The 19,211-nt window shown below is 74.7% G+C and carries 13 protein-coding genes; 3 read left to right on the top strand and 10 right to left on the bottom strand.

Going from position 1 to position 19,211, the window contains the following annotated elements; all coding sequences use genetic code 11:
• The first annotated feature begins 5 nt into the window (after positions 1–5).
• On the top strand, positions 6–1,046 hold the full coding sequence (locus ACF1BE_RS10295; RefSeq protein WP_392198552.1) for a DUF2637 domain-containing protein: 1,041 nt from the start codon (positions 6–8) through the stop codon (positions 1,044–1,046).
• Positions 1,047–1,156: 110 nt separating this feature from the next.
• On the opposite strand, the gene ACF1BE_RS10290 is transcribed toward ACF1BE_RS10295, so the two are convergent.
• From ACF1BE_RS10290 to ACF1BE_RS10245, 10 genes are all read right to left on the bottom strand, one after another.
• Positions 1,157–1,612: an ATP-binding protein gene (locus ACF1BE_RS10290; protein WP_392198551.1), complete on the bottom strand. Its 456-nt coding sequence runs from the start codon at positions 1,610–1,612 to the stop codon at positions 1,157–1,159.
• 26 nt (positions 1,613–1,638) lie between these two features.
• Entirely contained in the window at positions 1,639–1,809 is a 171-nt protein-coding gene (locus ACF1BE_RS10285; protein ID WP_392198550.1) for a hypothetical protein, read from the bottom strand.
• Positions 1,810–1,937: 128 nt separating this feature from the next.
• Positions 1,938–3,680 (bottom strand): pyruvate dehydrogenase, encoded by a 1,743-nt coding sequence (locus tag ACF1BE_RS10280; protein WP_392198549.1) that lies wholly within the window; start codon positions 3,678–3,680, stop codon positions 1,938–1,940.
• Positions 3,681–3,749: 69 nt separating this feature from the next.
• The gene (locus ACF1BE_RS10275; RefSeq protein ID WP_392198548.1) at positions 3,750–5,267 is read right to left on the bottom strand and encodes a protein phosphatase 2C domain-containing protein; all 1,518 of its coding nucleotides are present in this window, start codon (positions 5,265–5,267) and stop codon (positions 3,750–3,752) included.
• 453 nt (positions 5,268–5,720) lie between these two features.
• Positions 5,721–6,902, bottom strand: coding sequence for a GDSL-type esterase/lipase family protein (locus ACF1BE_RS10270; RefSeq protein WP_392198547.1), 1,182 nt, complete (start codon positions 6,900–6,902; stop codon positions 5,721–5,723).
• 370 nt (positions 6,903–7,272) lie between these two features.
• On the bottom strand, positions 7,273–8,667 hold the full coding sequence (locus tag ACF1BE_RS10265; RefSeq protein ID WP_392198578.1) for an AlkA N-terminal domain-containing protein: 1,395 nt from the start codon (positions 8,665–8,667) through the stop codon (positions 7,273–7,275).
• Between the two features lie 196 nt (positions 8,668–8,863).
• Positions 8,864–9,958: a ribosome small subunit-dependent GTPase A gene (rsgA, locus tag ACF1BE_RS10260; protein ID WP_392198546.1), complete on the bottom strand. Its 1,095-nt coding sequence runs from the start codon at positions 9,956–9,958 to the stop codon at positions 8,864–8,866.
• 283 nt (positions 9,959–10,241) lie between these two features.
• Positions 10,242–11,747, bottom strand: a complete 1,506-nt coding sequence (locus ACF1BE_RS10255; RefSeq protein WP_392198545.1) for a cellulose binding domain-containing protein — start codon at positions 11,745–11,747, stop codon at positions 10,242–10,244.
• 278 nt (positions 11,748–12,025) lie between these two features.
• Complete coding sequence (locus ACF1BE_RS10250) at positions 12,026–13,369, bottom strand: radical SAM protein (RefSeq protein WP_392198544.1); 1,344 nt, start codon at positions 13,367–13,369, stop codon at positions 12,026–12,028.
• Positions 13,370–13,519: 150 nt separating this feature from the next.
• Positions 13,520–14,527 carry a hydroxyacid dehydrogenase gene (locus ACF1BE_RS10245; protein ID WP_392198543.1) on the bottom strand — a complete coding sequence of 336 codons (1,008 nt, stop codon included), beginning with the start codon at positions 14,525–14,527 and terminating at the stop codon, positions 13,520–13,522.
• A gap of 109 nt (positions 14,528–14,636) precedes the next feature.
• Between ACF1BE_RS10245 and ACF1BE_RS10240 the strand changes: the two genes are divergently transcribed.
• Complete coding sequence (locus tag ACF1BE_RS10240; RefSeq protein WP_392198542.1) at positions 14,637–15,962, top strand: FAD-binding protein; 1,326 nt, start codon at positions 14,637–14,639, stop codon at positions 15,960–15,962.
• A 333-nt stretch (positions 15,963–16,295) separates the two neighbouring features.
• Entirely contained in the window at positions 16,296–19,208 is a 2,913-nt protein-coding gene (locus ACF1BE_RS10235; RefSeq protein WP_392198541.1) for a glycoside hydrolase family 2 TIM barrel-domain containing protein, read from the top strand.
• The last annotated feature ends 3 nt before the right edge of the window (positions 19,209–19,211 follow it).

Below are 19,211 nucleotides of genomic sequence, written 5' to 3'. Positions count from 1 at the left end.
CCCTGATGAGATTGACCGACATATCGCTGAACTGGCTGCTTCCGGGCGCCGTGCTGCTCCTGGGCATGCTGGCGGCGGTGGCGGTGCTCGCGCGCGGCAGGCGCACCTCCGGGGAGAACGCGAGCGCGGGCGACTCGTGGGAGCGCAGCGAGGAGCGCCGGCGGCGCAAGGAGGCCGTCTACGGCACGGCCTCCTACGTGCTCCTCTTCTGCTGTGCGGCGGTCGCGGCCGCCCTGTCCTTCCACGGGCTCGTCGGCTTCGGCGAACAGAACCTGGGGCTGACCGACGGCTGGCAGTACCTGGTGCCGTTCGGTCTGGACGGCGCGGCGATGTTCTGCTCGGTGCTCGCGGTGCGGGAGGCCAGCCACGGTGACGCGGCCCTCGGCTCGCGGCTGCTCGTATGGATGTTCGCAGCGGCGGCGGCCTGGTTCAACTGGGTGCACGCGCCCCGGGGTGCCGGCCACGACGGCGCGCCGCAGTTCTTCTCCGGCATGTCGCTGTCGGCCGCCGTGCTGTTCGACCGCGCGCTGAAGCAGACCCGCCGGGCCGCGCTGCGCGAACAGGGCCTGGTGCCGCGTCCACTGCCGCAGATCCGCATAGTCCGCTGGATGCGCGCGCCCCGCGAGACCTACCGCGCCTGGTCGCTGATGCTCCTGGAGGGCGTACGCAGCCTCGACGAGGCGGTCGAGGAGGCCCGCGAGGACAAGCGGCAGAAGGAGGCGGCCCGGCAGCGGCGTCGCGACCAGCAGCGCGTGGAGCGTGCCCAGCTGAAGGCGATCAGCCGGGGGCACCGAGGGTTCGCCGGCCGGTCCGGCCGGCAGGTCGAGGTGCCGGCGGTGGAGCGCGGTCCGGCCCCGGCGACCGCGGAGCCTGCCATATCGACCGCGGAGCAGCTGCCCGTCCGCGCTCGGCCCTCCCTCCAGCCGGTCCGCGGCGGAGCTGAGCCGGTGACCGTCGACCTCACCGCGGAGGATGACACGATGGCCCTGCCGCGCCTGGACTCCCTGGAGCGCAAGCTCAAGGACCTGGAGCAGCAGTTCGGCTGACAGCCGGCCCGCGGGTAGGCCCGCGTTACGGGGCGGGGGCGTGACCGCGCGGGTCACGCCCCCGCCCCGTCGCCGTCCGTGCCGTCCTGCCGTCCGTGCCGTCCATGCCGTCACGCCGCCTCGGCGCCGAGTTCGAACCACACCGACTTGCCCACCCCGTGCGGCCGTACCCCCCAGGCGTCGGCGAGGGACTGCACCAGCACCAGGCCCCGGCCGTGGGTGTCGTCGTCCGGTCGCGGGGCGTGCGGCGCGGGTCGGCGGGCCACGAAGTCCCTTACCTCCACCCGCAGTCCGCCCGCTTCCACGACGGCCGTGAGGACGGCGTCGTCGTCGGTGTGGACGAGCGCGTTGGTGACGAGTTCGCTGGTGAGCAGCTCGGCGATCTCCGAGCGGCCCGGTTTCCCCCAGTGCCGCAGCAGTTCGCGCAGCTCCCGGCGGGCCTCCGGCACCGCCTTGAGGTCCGCCCGGTCCAGCCTGCGCCTCAGACGCTGCGCGTGTTCCGTGATGGTGCCGGCCCTCTCCCCCGCGGTCTCCCCCGTCTTCATCGAGGAGGCCCCGATGGTCACGGGACCGCCCCCTCGTGCCTGCCTCTTCATGACCCCCGCCCGCACGCCGCCGGTCCCTGCCCTTCCTGGTCGAACACGTTCACGGGGGGATGCTTGCCCAGCAGGCTCCCGGGCAGTCCTGGGGTGTGCCCGATGACCGGTGGTTCGGCCACGTCCGCACCCGGCTCGGGCCGGCCGCCGGAGTCCGTCGCGGCCACGCCCCGGGCTCCTCGCACGTCGCTGGGCGCCACGGACGCCCCGCGACACCGGTCGGGCTCCGCCCGGTACCAGCTGTCGGCTCGCCGTCACGCCGCGTGAAACTGGCCGAAAGCCATCCCCGGAGGGGCTACGGACGCGGCACGTTGCGCAGGTTGGAACGGGCCATCTGGAGCATCCGGCCCACCCCGCCGTCGAGCACGATCTTCGAGGCGGACAGGGCGAACCCGGTGACCATCTCCTTGCTGATCCGCGGCGGAATGGACAGGGCGTTGGGGTCGGTGACGATGTCCACCAGGGCCGGCCCCTTGTGCCGGAATGCCTCCTTGAGGGAGCCGGCGAGCTGCTTGGGCTTCTCCACCCGCACCCCGTGGGCACCGCACGCCCGGGCGACGGCGGCGAAGTCGGGGTTGGTGTTGGTGGTGCCGTACGAGGGCAGACCCGCGACCAGCATCTCCAACTCGACCATGCCGAGGGACGAGTTGTTGAACAGCACCACCTTGACCGGCAGGTCGTACTGCACGAGCGTGAGGAAGTCGCCCATCAGCATGGAGAATCCGCCGTCGCCGGACATGGCCACCACCTGCCGGCGGCGGTCGGTGAACTGGGCGCCGATCGCCATGGGCAGCGCGTTGGCCATCGACCCGTGCGAGAACGAACCGATGATGCGGCGGCGGCCGTTGGGCGTGAGATAGCGGGCCGCCCAGACGTTGCACATGCCCGTGTCGACCGTGAACACCGCGTCGTCGGCGGCGACCTCGTCCAGTACGGCGGCCACGTACTCGGGATGGACCGGGACGTGCTTGTCGACCTTCCGGGTGTACGCCTTGACCACGCCCTCCAGCGCGTCGGCGTGCTTCTTCAGCATCTTGTCGAGGAAACGCCGGCTGGTCTTCTCCCTCACCCGCGGGATCAGGCAGCGCAGCGTCTCGCGGACGTCGCCCCACACGGCGAGGTCGAGCCGGGAGCGGCGGCCGAGCACCTCGGGCCGCACGTCGACCTGGGCGATCCGCACGTCGTCGGGCAGGAAGGCGTTGTACGGGAAGTCGGTGCCGAGCAGGATCAGCAGGTCGCATTCGTGGGTGGCCTCGTACGCGGCGCCGTAACCGAGGAGCCCGCTCATCCCCACGTCGAACTTGTTGTCGTACTGGATGAACTCCTTGCCGCGCAGGGCGTGGCCCACCGGCGACTTGATCTTCTCCGCGAACCGCATGACCTCGGCGTGGGCGCCGGCCGTGCCGCTGCCGCAGAACAGGGTGACCTTGCCGGCCGCGTCGATCATCTCCACGAGCCGGTCGATCTCGGTGTCGCCGGGCCGGACGGTCGGCCGGGACGTGACGAGGGCACTCTGCGGTGCCTTCTCCGGAGCGGGTTCGCCGGCGATGTCACCCGGCAGGGACACCACGCTCACGCCGCTGCGTCCCACCGCGTGCTGGATGGCGGTCTGGAGCAGCCGGGGCATCTGCTTCGGGCTGGAGATCAGCTCGCAGTAGTGGCTGCACTCCTGGAACAGCCGGTCCGGGTGGGTCTCCTGGAAGTAGCCGAGGCCGATCTCGCTGGACGGGATGTGCGAGGCGAGGGCCAGGACGGGGGCCATGGAGCGGTGGGCGTCGTACAGCCCGTTGACGAGGTGCAGATGGCCCGGGCCGCAGGAGCCGGCGCAGGCGGCCAGGCTGCCGGTGAGCTGCGCCTCGGCGCCGGCCGCGAACGCGGCGGTCTCCTCGTGCCGTACGTGGACCCAGTCGATGGCCGCGTTGCGGCGGACGGCGTCCACGACCGGGTTGAGGCTGTCCCCGACGACACCGTAGAGGCGGCGCACTCCGGCGCGGACGAGGATGTCGACGAACTGCTCGGCGACGTTCTGTTTGGCCATGGCTCGCATCTGCCCCTTCGCTGTGTCCCGGGATAGCCCTCCCGGTCCATCAATCCACAGGGGCCGCGGTTACGCCTCCCACACGGCCGCCGCCGTACGGTCGTCGGCGTAGCCCTTCACCCGTACCTGGGCGTCGGCGAGGAACGCGGCGAGGCCGGGCGGGGTGGCTCCGGACCAGCGGCGGGCCAGGTAGGCGCACAGGGCGGGTTCACCGCGCAGCGGCTCGGCCAGACCCGCGGTGCACATCACCAGCGCGTCACCCGGGCGGGCTACCGTGGCCCGGAAGCGGAACGGCTCGCGGGGCGGTTCGGGGACGGATTCCGGGGCGGGCTCGAACGGGCTCGGCGGGGCCGGGATGCCGAGGTCCATCGTCAGCCGGTCGCCCTCGGGGGTTCGCTCCGACGGCGAACCGGCACCGTCGGCCGGGCTGCCCGTGGCGTCCGTGGCCCCCGTTTGGTCCCGGGGCGGCGTCCGCGGCTCGATGTCCTGCCACACGCCGTCCCGCAGCCGGAACAGGCCGCCGTCACCGACACCGAAGAACACGCGCGTACGGCAGTCCGGGTCGGCGGGCAGCAGCAGACAGCGCAGGCTCGCCGTGTACTCCTCGGGACCGACGCCCCGTTCGGCGGCGCTCGCGCGCAGCTTGCCCATCCCGCGGTCGGTCAGCCGGTGCAGGCCGGCCTTGAGGTCGCCGCGCCGGGCCGTGCGGATGTCCTCCGCGAGCCGCTGGTGACTGCGGCCCACGGCCCGGCCGATCCACCGGCACACCTCGGCCGCCGCCAGGTGCGTGCCGGGCGTGGACCGGGCGCCGGTGGCCATCGCGACGAGGACCAGCGCCTGATCACCGGCTCCGAAGCGCGCGGTGAGCAGCGCGTCCCTTCGTGGCTCGCCGCGGTAGCGCCCGGAGTCCCCCCGCGACGACACGGCCCGCAGCGTCCACGCCCCGTACCGGGCACCGTCCAGTGCGGTGTCCGCGACCAGTCCGTCCAGCTCGTCGGGGGCCGCGAGCGGGAGCCCGGTGGGTTCGGGGTCGTAGGTGGGAGGCCCGGAGCCGACGTAGTCGACGGCGGAGCCGGAGGGCATGGGAGGTGCGGAGGAGGCCCGCGGTGGGCCGGGCGCGGGCACCGGGGCGGGGGGCGCGCCGGCCTCACGGGGCACGGCGGTGTACGGGGGCGGGGTGGTGGCACCGGGGACCGCGGGCGGCGTGGGCCGCGGTGGTCCGGCGGGTGGGACGGGGCCGACGGGCGGGGCCGGCTCGGCGGGCGTGGCGCGCTGGGGCGGCACAGGGGCAGCGGCCGGGGGCTCGGTGGTGACCTCGGGTGCCGCGGGCGGCGTGAGTCGTGGCGCTTCGGCGGGCGGGACCGGGTCGCCGGGGGCGGCGCGTCGGGGCGGCACCGGAGCCGCGGCCGGGGGCGCCGGCTGGCGGGGCGGCGGATCCCGTCGGGCCACCGTGTTCCTCGCCGAGGTGAAGCGGTCGTCCAGGGAATCGGGTGCGGTCGTGGGACCCGTGTCCTGGGTGGAGTCGTCGTACAGCTGACCCCACCAGTCGTCCTCGGAACGGGCGGGACTTCCCCCCTGCTGGCTCATGCCCCTGATTGTCCACCGCGCGGGCGGCGGGGAAACGGGGCATCGGGAAAATTCCGCACACCCGGCCGCACCGGACGGCCGTCGAGTGAGTGGGTGAACAGCCGTACGAGCGGCGGTCGATGGCCGCCGGGCGGCCCCACCCCCCACGGGAGGACCGCCCGGCGACGTCCCAAGTGGCCCGGAACCGGGCCACGGTCGGTGGACCGGGCATCCCTGGCGGGCCCGGTCGGCCGGATGACGGCTGGGTTCCCCGGGCACGGCCGAGCATGCCGGGCTGGACGAGACGCACGCGGCGGCCTGCCACGGCTCTGCCTGGCCCGCGACCGTGCGGCGCCGGGTGCGGCGGTAGATGGAGCCGGCCGGGGTGACGGCCCGGCTGCGAATGGGCCGGCACGCCCGGGAAGGGGGCTGGGTGACCCGCGCGGACTCCCGATGCCCCGTGCTTGCCCGCGGTCAGTGGGCCAGGGCGCGGTGGACCGTGTCGGCGATCACGGTCATGCCGGCGTCGTTGAAGTGCAGGTGGTCGCCGGGGTCGTAGGCGGGCAGGAGGCGGGTGGGGGCGGCGGGATCGCGTACGGCGGCGTCGGCGTCGGCGACCGCGTCGAAGGCGCCGCCGCCGCGGACGAAGGCGTTCACCCGCTGTCGTACGGCCTCGCGGGCGGCGGTCCAGGCGGGGTGGCCGCCGTACGGCGTGAGGGTGACGCCGACGACCCGGATGCCGCGGGCGTGGGCCCGGGCGACGAGGGTGCGGTAGGCGGCGGCGTAGGCGGCCGGATCGCTCGCCTCGGGGGCGCCGTTGATGTCGTTGACGCCCTCCAGGACGACCAGGACCCGTGCCCGGGGCCGGTCCAGGGCGTCGGCGTCCAGGCGGGCGAGGGCGCTGGGGCCGGTGCCGTCGCGCAGCAGCCGGTTGCCGGCGACGCCCGCGTTGAGGACGCCGAACCGGTGCCCGCGCAGCCGCTGGGCGAGCCGGTCGGGCCAGCGGCGGTTGGTGTCGGGGGTGGAGCCGGTGCCGTCGGTGAGCGAGTCACCGAACGCGACGATGCTGCCGAGAGCGGTGCCGCGGACGTCGACGCCGGTGACGTAGTACCAGTGGCCGGTGGTGGCGGTGTACGCGGTGCCGTCCTCGTCGGCGGCCCGGCCGGTGCCGGCCCGGGCCAGGTAGCTGGTCTGCAGGGCGGTGCGGTGGTAGGTGGCGGGCCCGGAGTCGTCCGGGGTGTACACGGTGACGAGCAGGTCGGCGCCGGCCCGTACCGGCAGCGGCACCGGGTCGGTGACCGTGTCCGCGCCCGGCGGGACGGTGGTGCGCGGGGCGCCGTGGAAGGTGGCGGTGTGCAGGGTGCCGGGGACGGCGGCGGGGCCGGCCGCCCGGCGCAGCGCGACGGTGACCGCCCCCAGGCGCAGCGGCTCGGTGCCGAGCCGGTTGCTGAGCCGGACGCGGACGGCGGTGCCGCCGATGCCGAGGTGGACGACGTTGCGGACGGCGGCGCCGGGCAGCGGGTCGGTGGTACCGGAGGGTGCGGCCGCCCAGCCGCCGGTCCAGGGCAGCGCGGCGGGCTCGGCGACGGCCGGTGCCGTCAGGCCCGGCACCAGCGCCGCCAGGACGGCCGCGAGAACCCGTACCACCGCGCGCATGTGTGTCCGCCCTTCCCCGTGGCCCGCCGGAGCCGACCGTGCCACACGGCCGGTCCGTGCCACGGGAACGGCGACACCGGTCCACCCGGTCGGCGCAACGGGGTCGGTGCTCGCCGCGCCGGGGCCGCGGCCGGCGGAAGGCCGCACCAGGAGAAGGGGCGGCGCCGCCGGGAGACGGCGGGGCAAGGGCTGACGAGCGGCCCGGCGGGTGCCCCGACGGCACGACGGTGCGGGCGGGGGGCGTCGATGGGCGCGGCTGTCTCACCGAGCCCGGCATGATCCGAACGCGAGGCAGCGAGTCCCCTCGTACGGCGGTGGTGAGGCGGCCCCCGCCGGGCGGGAGAGTCCGCCTACGCGCGGTGCAGGGTCCTCACCAGGGCAACTCCCCCGCTACGCGCAGGTGTTGCACGGCGTACGACCGCCAGGGCCGCCAGGTGTCGGGGATGTCGGCGTCGGGCGGGGCCACGTCCGGATCACCGAGGGCGCGTACGCGCAGGGCGGCGACGACGGCCGGGTCCATGCCCGGCAGGGCGAGCAGGGCCTCCTCGGCGTCGTCCCGGTCGGCGCCCGCGTCCAGCCGTACGGTGCCGTCGGCGAGGGCGGCGGCCAGTGCGCCCAGCGGGCCGGCGGGCCCGGCCTCGGCGAGGGCGGCGGGCTCGGGGAAGAGATGTGTGAGGCTGCCGCAGGGCGCGTCGAGGGCCTTGCCGTATCTGCGCACCAGTTCCTGGGCGCCCCGGATGCCGGCCAGGGCGCGCACGGCGGGCTCCAGCGGGTCCACCGCACCGGGCGAGCGCAGCCCGGGCCGGGCGGCGACGAGCGGGGCGAGCCGCGGGGCGGCGCCGAGGCGCTCGTCGACGGCGTACGGGTCGGCGTCCAGGTCGAACAGCCGGCGCAGCCGTTGCACGGCGGTGGTGAGGTCCCGGGGGTCGGTGAGGTTCAGCCGGGCCTCGAGCCAGCCGCCCGGGTGGGTGCCGCCGGCGCCCCGCGACGCCCGGGTGCGTTCGTGGACGGCGACGAGCGCGGTGCCGTACGGCAGCCGGAGACTGCGCCGGTAGGTACGGCCGCCGGGGCCGCCGGTCACCTCCTCGACACCCGGCACGGCCTCCCTGGCGAGCTGGTCGAAGACGGCGGCGGCCTGGTACGGGCCCCGGTGGGCGAGCCGGAGCGGGACACCCGCGCCGGGCGTGGCGCGGCGGACGCCCCGGCCCCGGGGGACGGCGGCGCGTACCTCGGTCGGTGTCGCGTCGTACACCTCGCGGATGGTGTCGTTGAACTGCCGCACGCTGGCGAACCCGGACGCGAACGCGATCTCCGTGACGGGCAGGTCGGTGGTCCGGAGCAGCACCCGCGCGGTGTGCGCCCGCTGGGCCCGGGCGAGCGCGACGGGCCCGGCGCCCAGTTCCGCGGTGAGCTGCCGCTGGACCTGCCGGGCGCTGTAACCGAGCCGAGCCGCGAGCCCGGCGACGCCCTCGCGGTCCACGACGCCGTCGGCGATCAGGCGCATCGCCCGGCCGACGACGTCCGCGCGGACGTTCCACTCCGCCGAGCCGGGCACGGCGTCCGGCCGGCACCGCCGGCAGGCGCGGAACCCGGAGCCCTGGGCGGCGGCGGCCGTCGGGAAGTACCGCACGTTGTGCCGCTTCGGCGTCACCGCCGGGCAGCTGGGCCGGCAGTAGATCCCGGTGGTCTCGACAGCGAAGAAGAACGCCCCGTCGAACCGTCCGTCCCGGCTGCGTACCGCCTCGTACCTGGTGTCCGCGTCCATCACGTGTCCCAGTGTGCGGCGGGCCACCGGACGCGGCCGGCGGAAATCGGACGAGGACCGGGCGAGAGCCTCCACGTCGGCAGCGGGACCCGGGGGCGGCGACCCCGAAAGGCCGCTTCGTGCCGTGGCCGGAGCGACGGCACGGCGACGGGACCGGGAGCGGCGGCTTCCGGGTCCCGTCGCCGGTGTGGGCCGGTCAGTTCCAGGACCTGCGCTTGGCCTCGCCGGCCGCCTTGCCGGCGAGGCCCTTGCGCTGCCACTCCTTCTTCAGCTCGGCCCGGAGCCGCGCGTCGGACTTGGCCACGGTCCACTGGTTCTCCCGCACGAGCTTGCGGTAGCTCTCCAGCCTTCGGTCCGGAAGGTCGCCGTTCTCCACGGCGGAGCGCACCGCGCAGCCCGGCTCGGCCTCGTGGGCGCAGTCGTGGAACCGGCATCCCGCGGCCAGTTCCTGGATCTCGGCGAACACCTGCCCGACCCCGGTCCCGGCGTCGTACATGCCGACGCCCCGCAGCCCGGGCGTGTCGATGAGGACGCCGCCGGAGGGCAGGGTGAGCAGGTTGCGGGTGGTCGTGGTGTGCCGGCCCTTGCCGTCGACGTCCCGGGCTGCCTGCACCTCCATGACGTCCGCGCCGGCGAGCCCGTTGGCGAGCGTGGACTTGCCCGCGCCGGACTGGCCGAGCAGCACGCTCGTACCGGAGCCGACCAGCGCGAGGAGGACGTCGAGGCCGTCGCCGTGCCGGGCGCTGACGGGGATCACGGGCACGCCGGGCGCGCTGGTCTCCACGTCCTGCACGAGGTGGGCCAGGGTGACCGGGTCCGGCACGAGGTCGGCCTTGGTGAGGACGACGACGGGCTGCGCGCCCGACTCCCAGGCGAGGGCGAGAAAGCGTTCGACGCGGCCGAGGTCGAGTTCCACGGCGAGGGACACCGCGACGACGGCGTGGTCGACGTTGGCGGCGAGGATCTGCCCCTCGGACCGCTTGGAGGAGGTGGAGCGGACGAAGGCGGTACGGCGCGGCAGGTACGCGCGGACGTAGCGGGGGTTGCCGCCGGGGTCGACGGCGGCCCAGTCGCCGGTGCACACGACCCGCAGCGGGTCGTGCGGGGTGACGAAGGCGGTGTCGGCGCGGACGACACCGTCGGCGGTGACGACGTCGCACTGGCCGCGGTCGACCCGGACGACCCGGCCGGGCAGCAGCCCGTCGGCCGCGTGGGGGGCGAACGCGTCGGCCCAGGCCTCGTCCCAGCCGTAGCGGGCGAGGGCGGTAGGGACAGCGGAGGTGGAAGTCAAGGGAGACCCTTCACAGGGTGGCCCCGGGCAGGCGCGTCGGATGCGCGGTCGGTTCAGCCGGTGGCCACGGAGGTGGACTTGAGGAGTTCCTGGGGGAGGGCAGCGCCCGGCGCAGTCACAGCCATCGTCGACACCTCCTCGCCTCGCTCGCTCGTCCGCACACCACCTCGGTGTGTGCGGCAACTGTAGCCCACGGGCGGGGACATGCGTCAAAGCCTTATCCGCACGACCGGGACGACCGGGCCGTCCTCACCTGCTCGTCCTTCCCGTTGCCTCCGGGGCGTCAGCTCGTCGCGCAGGCGGCCCCGTCGAGGGTGAAGGCGGACGGTGTCCGGTTCGCGTCCCGCCAGGAGCCGATGAACCCGAAGGACACGGTGCCGTGCGCGGCGACGGTCCGGTTGTAGTCGGCCGCGGTGGCGGTGACGCGGGAGCCGTCCTGGTGGACCGTGGCGTCCCACATGTTGCCGACCTGCTGGCCGTCGCGGAAGGACCAGGAGACCCGCCAGCCGGTGAGGGCCCGGTCGGTGGCGACGGTCACGGTGGCCTGGAAGCCGTCGGGCCACTGGCCGACCAGGTGGTAGGCGATCCGGCAGCCGGTGGTCCGCGGGGTGGCGGGGGCGCTCGTGGGGCGGGGACGGCGGGTGGCCCAGGAGGTGCCCTGGGGTTCGGGGCCGGGTTCCTCCCGGACGGGCACGGTCACGGTGCCGGCCGCGGACGGAGTGGCGGACGGTGTGGCGGACGGTGTGGCGGACGGTGGCGCGGTCGTGGCCGGGCGGACGGTGGTGCGGGGGACACCGCGGTCGGCGGCCGTCTGCCGGTTGTCACGGGCTTCGGCGACGCCGTCGCCGGAACCGCCGAAAGGCATCATCGACACGCCGAGCGCCAGCGCCGACAGCAGGACCGCGGCGGCGAGCAGTCCGCCGCGCAGGACGCCGCTGCGGCCCGCCCCCTCCTCGGAGTCCCCCGTGCCGGGTCCGGGCGGGCCGGGGCGGCCCGCGCCGAGGCGGACCTCGGCGGCGCGGCGGCGGCGTTCCAGGTAGGCGAGGCCGCCCCAGCCGATCACCCCGCCGGCCAGCGCGGCGGGCAGGCCGCCGCCGTGCAGGCGCAGGCAGGCGGCGGCCTCGGCGCACTGCACACAGGTCGCGAGGTGCCGGGAGAGGTCACCGGGGGTGTCGGCGGTGGCCGAGCGGGTGACCGCGTCCAGCAGGCGGGCGTAGGAGCGGCACTCCGCGTCCGTCAGGGAGTCGAGGTGGGCGCGGTGACAGCGGTCCCTGAACAGGGTGCGGACCTGGTCGAGTTCACCGGCGGCGGTGGCCGGGTCCAGGCCGAGCCGGCGGGCCACGGTGGGCAGGGGCAGCGCCTCCACCTCGGCCAGCCACAGCAGCGCCGCGTCGGCCTCCTGCATGTCCCGCAGGCCGCGCAGCGCGACCGGGCGTCGCAGCGGCGGTCCCGTGAAGCGGGCCGCGCCCGGCGAGTTGAGCCACAGCCTCAGGTCGGGGTCGAGTCTGTGCCCCTGCCCGTCGGCCTCCCAGGCAGCCGCGGTGTTGCGTACGGCGGTGAGCAGCGCCGGGATCGTGGGCAGCCGGGGGCTGCGGCGGCCGGCGCCGCGCACGTGAGGGCCGGCGGCCGCGCGGACCTCGCGCATGCCGAGCGTGAACGCCTCGGTCGCCAGCTGGTGGGCCGTCAGGGACCCGGAGGTGCACAGGTCCGCGTACGAGAGCACCGCGTCCCAGCACTCCGCGAACAGCGCGGCCTCGGTGTCGTCCTGGGGGGTCGGCAGGTCGGGCATGGGACTCCTGCATCCACGTGCGAGTCAACTCACCAGAGGGGGAATGGAGTTGTAGGGGACCTCGCGGGAGGACACAGAGCCTTTCACGCCCTCGACACAACTGACAAGCTGCCTGTTCACATCTGGTCACCGAAGGTCATGACCCGGACGCGTGGCACGACGGGCCCGTGGTTCCCGCCTCTGGTACGGACGCGGACGCGGCCCCGTTCACCGGCCGCACCCGCACCACCGCACCCACACCCGCGCCGCGCGGGACCGGCGCCCGGCGCCCGGCGGGGTCAGACCCCGGCCGGCGTCTCCGTCTCGTCCGCCGCCGGTTCCCGCACGGGCAGGCTGTCCATGAAGGAGCTGACGGAGAACACCGCGCGGCCCGGTCCGGGCGGGCCGTAGCCGGGCGGGGAGGACAGGCCGAAGTCGTCCATCGTCTGCCGGTAGGCCTGGAGCAGCCGGATGTGGTACTCCAGCGGCGCGCCCTGCGGGTTGGCCTTGCCGAGCGGGGTGGTGGGCTCCGGGCACCAGGTGGTGAACCGGGGCGTGATGCCGTGCGACATGAAGAACCGCAGGCCCTCGGTGGTGGAGGCGATCGCCTCGTCGACGGTGGTGAATCCGAAGGGCTCGGCCATCTCCACCCCGGCCACGAAGTTGGGGATGACATTGCGCGCGCCGAAGACGTCGGCGGAGTCGAGGATCCGCTTGTGCCACTCGTCGCGGCCGACGTACCGCTCCTTGCCGGGGCAGTACAGCTCGAACAGCCGGCGGTCCCACACCTCGAAGTTGGGGTGGTAGATCTGCACGCCGTAGTCCTTGAACCGCTGCACGTCGGCCTTCGGCAGCGCCTGCGCCACGACCTTGCCGATCCACCGGCCCGGGAAGCGCTCCTCGATGGCCTTGGCGTAGTGGCCGTAGAAGTCGGCCTCGTCCCGGCCCGCCACCGTCTTGGTGATCGCCCCGCCGGTGAGGGTGTACGCGGTGGACGCCTTCTGGGTGTCGTACCGGTCGATGATCTCCAGCGCCTCGAGGACCTCCTCGACGTCCTTGACCCCGGTGTACGGCCGGCCGGCGGCCTTGTGCTGGCGCCAGTTGTGGTTGATGTCGCAGTACTGGCACTCCTCCTTGGCACCGAAGTACTGGCACACCCGGAAGACGGTCAGGTAGATCAGATAGCCCCACTGGATGGTCGGGGCGACCTCCATCACGGACTTCCCGTTGGACAGCGTGTGCCGGTAGTACTCGGGCATCGGCGGCACGCCCACGTCGGCGATGCGCCTGCCGTCCAGGTACAGCCCCAGCAGCCCCTCCGCGTCGGAGGCGACCCGGTAGGGGGAGGCGGGGTTCACCCGTACGGAGACGACCGTACGCCTCAGGTCGTAGGGGCCACCCGTCAGGATGATCTCCTCCGGGGGCCGGCGCAGGGCGGCCTCGCCCAGCTCGGGCAGGGTGCCGTGGTCGAAGGAGAAGATGAAGTACGACTTCGGTTTGACGTCCCCGTCCTCGTTGTCGCTGAGGGCGGACTCGTCGAAGGCGACACCGCCCCGGAGCAGGTCCTCCTTGAAGACGGCCTCCCGCGGCACGTGCGGGAAGCGCTCCATCAGATCCTCGACCAGCGCGGTACGACTGCCCATTCGTCTGTCTCCTCCCGGCTCAGGCGTACACGTCTCACCGTATGCCCCCGCCTCCGGCTCGCCCGTGCCGGGTCCCCGCCGGGCGCGCGCCGCGTCGCGGCCGGGCCGCCTCCCGCCGCCCCTGTACGGTCCGCCGGCGGCCCGCGTCGGTCAGGCCGTCCGCTCCAGCGCCGCGTGGTCGACGGCGTACCGGAGGCCGGCGCCCGACACCAGCCGCTCGGCCTCCTCCACGACCGTGCGGCCGAGGCGGGCCACCTCGTTGCCCTGGGAGCCGGCCAGATGCGGGGTGACGAAGGCGTTCGGCAGGTCGTAGAGCGCGGAGCCGGCGGGCAGCGGTTCGGGGTCGGTGACGTCCAGGACGGCACGGAGGCGTCCGGTGCGCAGCTCCCCGACCAGTGCCTCGTGCTCGACCAGAGCGCCGCGCGCGGTGTTGATCAGCACCGCTCCCGTGGGCATCAGGGCGAGCTCCCGGGCGCCGATCAGGTGACGGGTCTCGGGGGTCCCGGGAGCGTGCAGGGTGACGATGTCGCAGGTGCGCAGCAGCTCGTCCAGGGGCAGCAGCGGCACGCCGAGACGGTCGGCCTCCGCCGCGTCCACGTAGGGGTCGGCGAGCGCCACCCTGAGGTCGTGCGGGCGGAGCAGTTCGATCAGGCGGCGGCCGACGCGGGAGGCGCCGACGATCCCGACGCGCCGGCCGTAGTTGCCGATGCCGGGGACGACGCCCCCGTAGGGGAAGGCGCGCCGGGTGCGCAGCAGGTCGCGGAAGGCGAGGACGTCCTTGCCGGCGAGCAGGATCATGGCGAGCGTGTACTCGGCGACGGGCAGGGCGTTGGCGGCGGCGGCCGAGGAGACGAGGATGCCCCGCTGCCAGACCTCGGGGGTGGCGAACCCCTTGACCGAGCCGGCCGCGTGCAGCACGGCGCGCAGTCGCGGTGCTGCGTCCAGGGCGGCCGGGTCCAGGCGGGGGCAGCCCCAGCCGGTGATGAGGACCTCGGTGCGGGCCAGGGCCTGACGCACCCGGGGTTCGGTGAGGTCGTGCGCCACCAGGGCGGGATCGATCGTCACGCATGCCCGCAGCCGCGCGAGCAGCTCCGGCGGGAAGAGGTGCGGCAGGTTCTCGGCGGCCATCGCGAACAGTGCCTGGGGACGCTCGGGCACGAAGGTGACCTTCCGGCTCGGTGGCACGCGGACAGCAAGCGTTCTCTACGGTAGGTCGCGGCGGACAAGAGGGTCAACGGACACGCGACTTCCCGGGAGGGACGCAGGAATGACGGAGAGTGCGGGGACGACGGAACCGGCGGCGACGGCGGGCACAGGGGCAGGGACCGTGTTGCCGGGTCAGCGGGAGCACGCGGGCCTCCTCACCAACTGGGCGCGCACCGTGCGGTACCCGGCGCGTCAGCTCCACCGCCCGCGCACGCCGGAGGAGCTGTCGGCGGTGGTGGCGGGCAGTGCGCGGGTGCGGGTGCTGGGCAGCGGGCACTCCTTCAACCGGATCGCCGACCCGGGCCCGGACGGCGTCCTGCTGTCCACCGCCGGGCTGCCGCCGGTGACGGAGGTGGACACGGCGGCGCGTACGGTCCGGGTGTCGGGCGGGGTCCGGTACGCCGAACTGGCCCGCGCGGTGCACGCGCACGGGCTGGCCCTGCCCAACATGGCCTCCCTGCCGCACATCTCGGTGGCCGGTTCGGTGGCGACCGGCACGCACGGCTCGGGTGTCGCCAACGGGCCGCTGGCGTCGGCGGTCCGGGAGTTGGAGCTGGTCGTCGCGGACGGTACGGCGGTGACGATCGGCCGGGACGACCCGCGTTTCGACGGGGCCGTCACCTCGCTCGGCGCGCTGGGTGTCGTCACCGCGCTCACTCTCGCGCTGGAGCCGGCCTACGAGGTGGAGCAGCACGTGTACACCGAACTCCCGCTGGCGGGACTCGATTTCGAGGCCGTGGCAGCGGCCGGGTACAGCGTGAGCCTGTTCACGGACTGGCGGGAACCGGGCTTCCGGCAGGTGTGGGTCAAGCGGCGCACGGACCGGCCGGCGGTGGACTTCCGGTGGGCGGCGCCCGCGGCCGTGCCGCTGCACCCGGTACCGGGGATGCCCGCGGTCAACTGCACCGCGCAACTGGGCGTGCCGGGGCCGTGGCACGAGCGGCTGCCGCACTTCCGGGCGGAGTTCACGCCGAGCAGCGGGGAGGAGATGCAGTCGGAGTACCTGCTGCCGCGGTCGGCGGCACTCGACGCGCTGGACGCGGTCGACGGGATACGGGGCACGGTCGCCGGTGTCCTCCGGACGTGCGAGGTGCGTACGGTCGCCGCCGACCCGCAGTGGCTCGGCCCGGCCCACGGCCGGGACTCGGTCGCGCTGCACTTCACCTGGGTGCGCGACGAGGCTGCGGTCCTGCCGGTGGTGCGCCGGCTGGAGGAGGTGCTGGACCCGTTCGATCCGCGTCCGCACTGGGGCAAGGTGTACGAGACACCGCCGGCCGTGGTCCGCCGGCGGTACGCGCGTCTGCCCGACTTCCGGGCCCTGGTCCGCTCCCTGGACCCCGGCGGCACCTTCACCAACACCTTCGTACGCGACCTCCTCGACGGCTGACCGGCCCCTCGGCAAGCGCCCGTCTCCCACGGTCGCTTCCCGCCGTGGCGCCCAGCGGCCCCTTCCCGGGACCCTTGTCGAACGTCCGCCACAGCCCATAGCCTGACGGCCGCGCCGGTGCCGCTGCCGCACCGGCCCGGCCGGCACCGGAAGGACAGCCGCGTGCGGCCCACGCCACGTGACCTCCGTACCGCGAACCGCGACGCGCTGCCGCCCCGGATCACCGCTGGATCTCCCCCCTCCCGGCGGGACCCCGTGACGGCCCGCCCCCCCCGATCCCCACGGCCCCGGCGTCCCTGTCCGGACCGCATCAAGGGCTGAGCCAGGAGACCGATGTCCGCACGCACCCGCACCGTCGACCACGTCGAGGACGTCTCACCGGGTTCCGGGGCGCTGCCGCCCCGCGCCTGGTACGCCGCCTCGGACGCCGACTCCCTCTCATTGAACGGAAACTGGCGCTTCAGGCTGTCGCCGGCGGCCGACGCAGAGGACGATTCCTTCGCGGCGCCGGGGTACGACGCCGGTGACTGGGCGGAGGTCTCCGTCCCCGGCCACTGGGTGCTCCAGGGCCACGGTTCCCCCGTCTACACCAACCACCGCTACCCGTTCCCGGTCGACCCGCCCCGGGTGCCGACCGAGAACCCGACCGGCGACCACCTGCGCGTCTTCGACCTCCCGGCAAACTGGCCGGCACCGTCCGGCGGCGGTGCCGCCTTACGCTTCGACGGGGTGGAGTCCTGCGCCCGGGTCTGGCTGAACGGCACGGACCTCGGCGATTTCAAGGGCTCCCGGCTGCCGCACGAGTTCCCGGTCGGCCCCCTGCTGAGGACCGCCGGCAACGTCCTGGCGGTCCGCGTCCACCAGTGGTCGGCCGGCTCCTACCTGGAGGACCAGGACCAGTGGTGGCTGCCGGGCATCTTCCGGGACGTCACCCTGCTGCACCGGCCGGCCGGCAGCGTCCTGGACTTCTTCGTGCACGCCTCCTACGACCACACGGCCGGCGAGGGGACCCTGCGCGTCGACTCCGACGTGGCCGGCCGGGTGACCGTCCCGGAGCTGGGCATCGACATCGCGACGGGCGAGCCGGCGACCGTGCCCGTCGAACCGTGGTCCGCCGAGTCACCCCGGCTCTACGACGGTGTGCTGGCCACCGGGGGCGAACAGGTGCCGCTGCGCGTCGGCTTCCGCACGGTGGGGCTGGCGAACGGCCTGATCGAGGTCAACGGCCGTCCGGTGCTCTTCAAGGGCGTCAACCGGCACGAGTGGCATCCGGAGCGGGGCCGCGCCCTGGACCTGGACACCATGCGGCGGGACGTGCTGCTGATGAAGCGGCACAACATCAACGCCGTCCGCACCTCCCACTACCCGCCGCACCCGGCCTTCCTCGACCTGTGCGACACGTACGGCCTGTGGGTGATCGACGAGTGCGACCTGGAGACGCACGGCTTCACCGAGCAGGGCTGGCGTGACAACCCCGTCGACGACGACCGCTGGACCCCGGCCCTGCTCGACCGGGCGGCCCGCATGGTCGAGCGGGACAAGAACCACCCGTCGGTCGTCATCTGGTCGCTCGGCAACGAGGCCGGCACCGGCCGGGGCCTGACGGCGATGGCCGGGTGGATCCGCGCCCGCGACACCTCCCGCCCCATCCACTACGAGGGTGACCGCGACTGCCGTGACACGGACGTGTACTCACGGATGTACGCCGGCCACGCCGAGGTGGAGCGGATCGGCCGCGGCCTGGACGGCGGCCCCCGCAGGCGCCGCGCGCTCCCCTTCCTGCTCTGCGAGTACGCGCACGCCATGGGCAACGGCCCCGGCGGACTCGCCGACTACCAGCGGCTGTTCGAGGCCCACGGCCGGCTCCAGGGCGGTTTCGTCTGGGAGTGGATCGACCACGGCATCGCCCACCCCGAGCTGGGCTACGCGTACGGCGGTGACTTCGGCGAGGAGCTGCACGACGGCAACTTCGTCTGCGACGGCCTGCTGTTCCCCGACCGCCGGCCCTCCCCCGGCCTGGCCGAGTACAAGAAGGTGATCGAGCCGGTCGCCATCACCGTGTCACCCCCGGGCGAGCGGAGCGGGCGGCCCGGGACGGACCCGCACGACACGGTCCGCATCACCAACCGGTACGACTTCACCGACCTGTCGGCGCTGGCGTTCACCTGGGCGTACGAGGTGGAGGGCGCGACGGTGCGCTCCGGCACCCTGCCCGTGCCCGCGCTGGCTCCCGGCGAGAGCGCCGAGGTCGAGCTGCCCGCCGTGCCGGCCGCCGCACCCGCGGCGGAGGCCCACTGGACCGTCCGTGCCGTACTGGCGTCGGGCACGGCGTGGGCGCCGCCCGGGCATGTCGTCGCGTGGGGTCAGGCCCAGGCGTCGCCGCGCCGCGTGCCCTACGTCGCCGCGACCGCCCGGCCGGCACGCGGGGACGGGCACGTCACCCTCGGCCCCGGTGTCTTCGACGCCCGCACCGGAGCGCCGCGGACGATCGGCTCAGTGACCGTGACCGGTCTGCGCCTGGACGTGTGGCGGGCGACCACGGACAACGACGACGGCGCGGCCTGGCAGGGCGACCCACGTCACGGGCCGTTGTGGCGCGGGCTCGGCCTGCACCGGATGCGGCACCGCCTGGACGCGGTCGAGTCCGGCGGTGACGCGCTGACGGTCCGCACCCGGGTGGCGCCGGCCGGCGGGGAGCTGGGACTGTCGGCGGTGTACCGCTGGACGTCCGACGGAGACCGGCTGCGGCTGACCGTGTCCACGATCCCGGAGGGCCACTGGACCCTCCCCCTGCCCCGTCTCGGCATCCGCTTCGGGCTGTCCGGGGCCGACCGTGTGCGGTGGTACGGCGGCGGCCCCGGCGAGGCGTATCCGGACACGAGGTCGGCGTCCGCGGTCGGCCGCTGGGAGTCGGCCGTGGACGACATGCAGACCCCGTACGTCCGCCCCCAGGAGAACGGCGCGCGCATCGACGTCCGCTGGGCGGAGCTGGGCGGCCTGCGCGTGGAGGGAGACCCGGTGTTCTTCCTCACCGTCCGCCGCTGGACCACCGAGCAGCTGGACGCCGCCGCCCACCGCACCGACCTGGTTCCCGGCGGCACGGTCTGGGTCAACCTCGACCACGGGCAGCACGGCATCGGTTCCCAGTCCTGCGGGCCGGGCCCGCTGCCCCGCCACCACCTGCGGGCCGAACCGGCGGAGTTCTCGTTCGTCTTCTCCCCGCGGTCCGGCGCCCGCCTCGCCTGATCC

The organism is Streptomyces sp. NPDC014991 (assembly GCF_043080665.1).
GTDB lineage: Bacteria > Actinomycetota > Actinomycetes > Streptomycetales > Streptomycetaceae > Streptomyces.
This window is presented reverse-complemented; position numbering and strand designations above follow the sequence as displayed.

Coding starts and splice junctions, on each gene's coding strand:
- ACF1BE_RS10265 (WP_392198578.1), bottom strand. CDS start 8,667: ATGGACGCGGACACCAGGTACGAGGCGGTACGCAGCCGGGACGGACGG.
- ACF1BE_RS10235 (WP_392198541.1), top strand. CDS start 16,296: ATGTCCGCACGCACCCGCACCGTCGACCACGTCGAGGACGTCTCACCG.
- ACF1BE_RS10295 (WP_392198552.1), top strand. CDS start 6: ATGAGATTGACCGACATATCGCTGAACTGGCTGCTTCCGGGCGCCGTG.
- ACF1BE_RS10275 (WP_392198548.1), bottom strand. CDS start 5,267: ATGAGCCAGCAGGGGGGAAGTCCCGCCCGTTCCGAGGACGACTGGTGG.
- ACF1BE_RS10250 (WP_392198544.1), bottom strand. CDS start 13,369: ATGGGCAGTCGTACCGCGCTGGTCGAGGATCTGATGGAGCGCTTCCCG.
- ACF1BE_RS10240 (WP_392198542.1), top strand. CDS start 14,637: ATGACGGAGAGTGCGGGGACGACGGAACCGGCGGCGACGGCGGGCACA.
- ACF1BE_RS10255 (WP_392198545.1), bottom strand. CDS start 11,747: ATGCCCGACCTGCCGACCCCCCAGGACGACACCGAGGCCGCGCTGTTC.
- ACF1BE_RS10270 (WP_392198547.1), bottom strand. CDS start 6,902: ATGCGCGCGGTGGTACGGGTTCTCGCGGCCGTCCTGGCGGCGCTGGTG.
- ACF1BE_RS10280 (WP_392198549.1), bottom strand. CDS start 3,680: ATGGCCAAACAGAACGTCGCCGAGCAGTTCGTCGACATCCTCGTCCGC.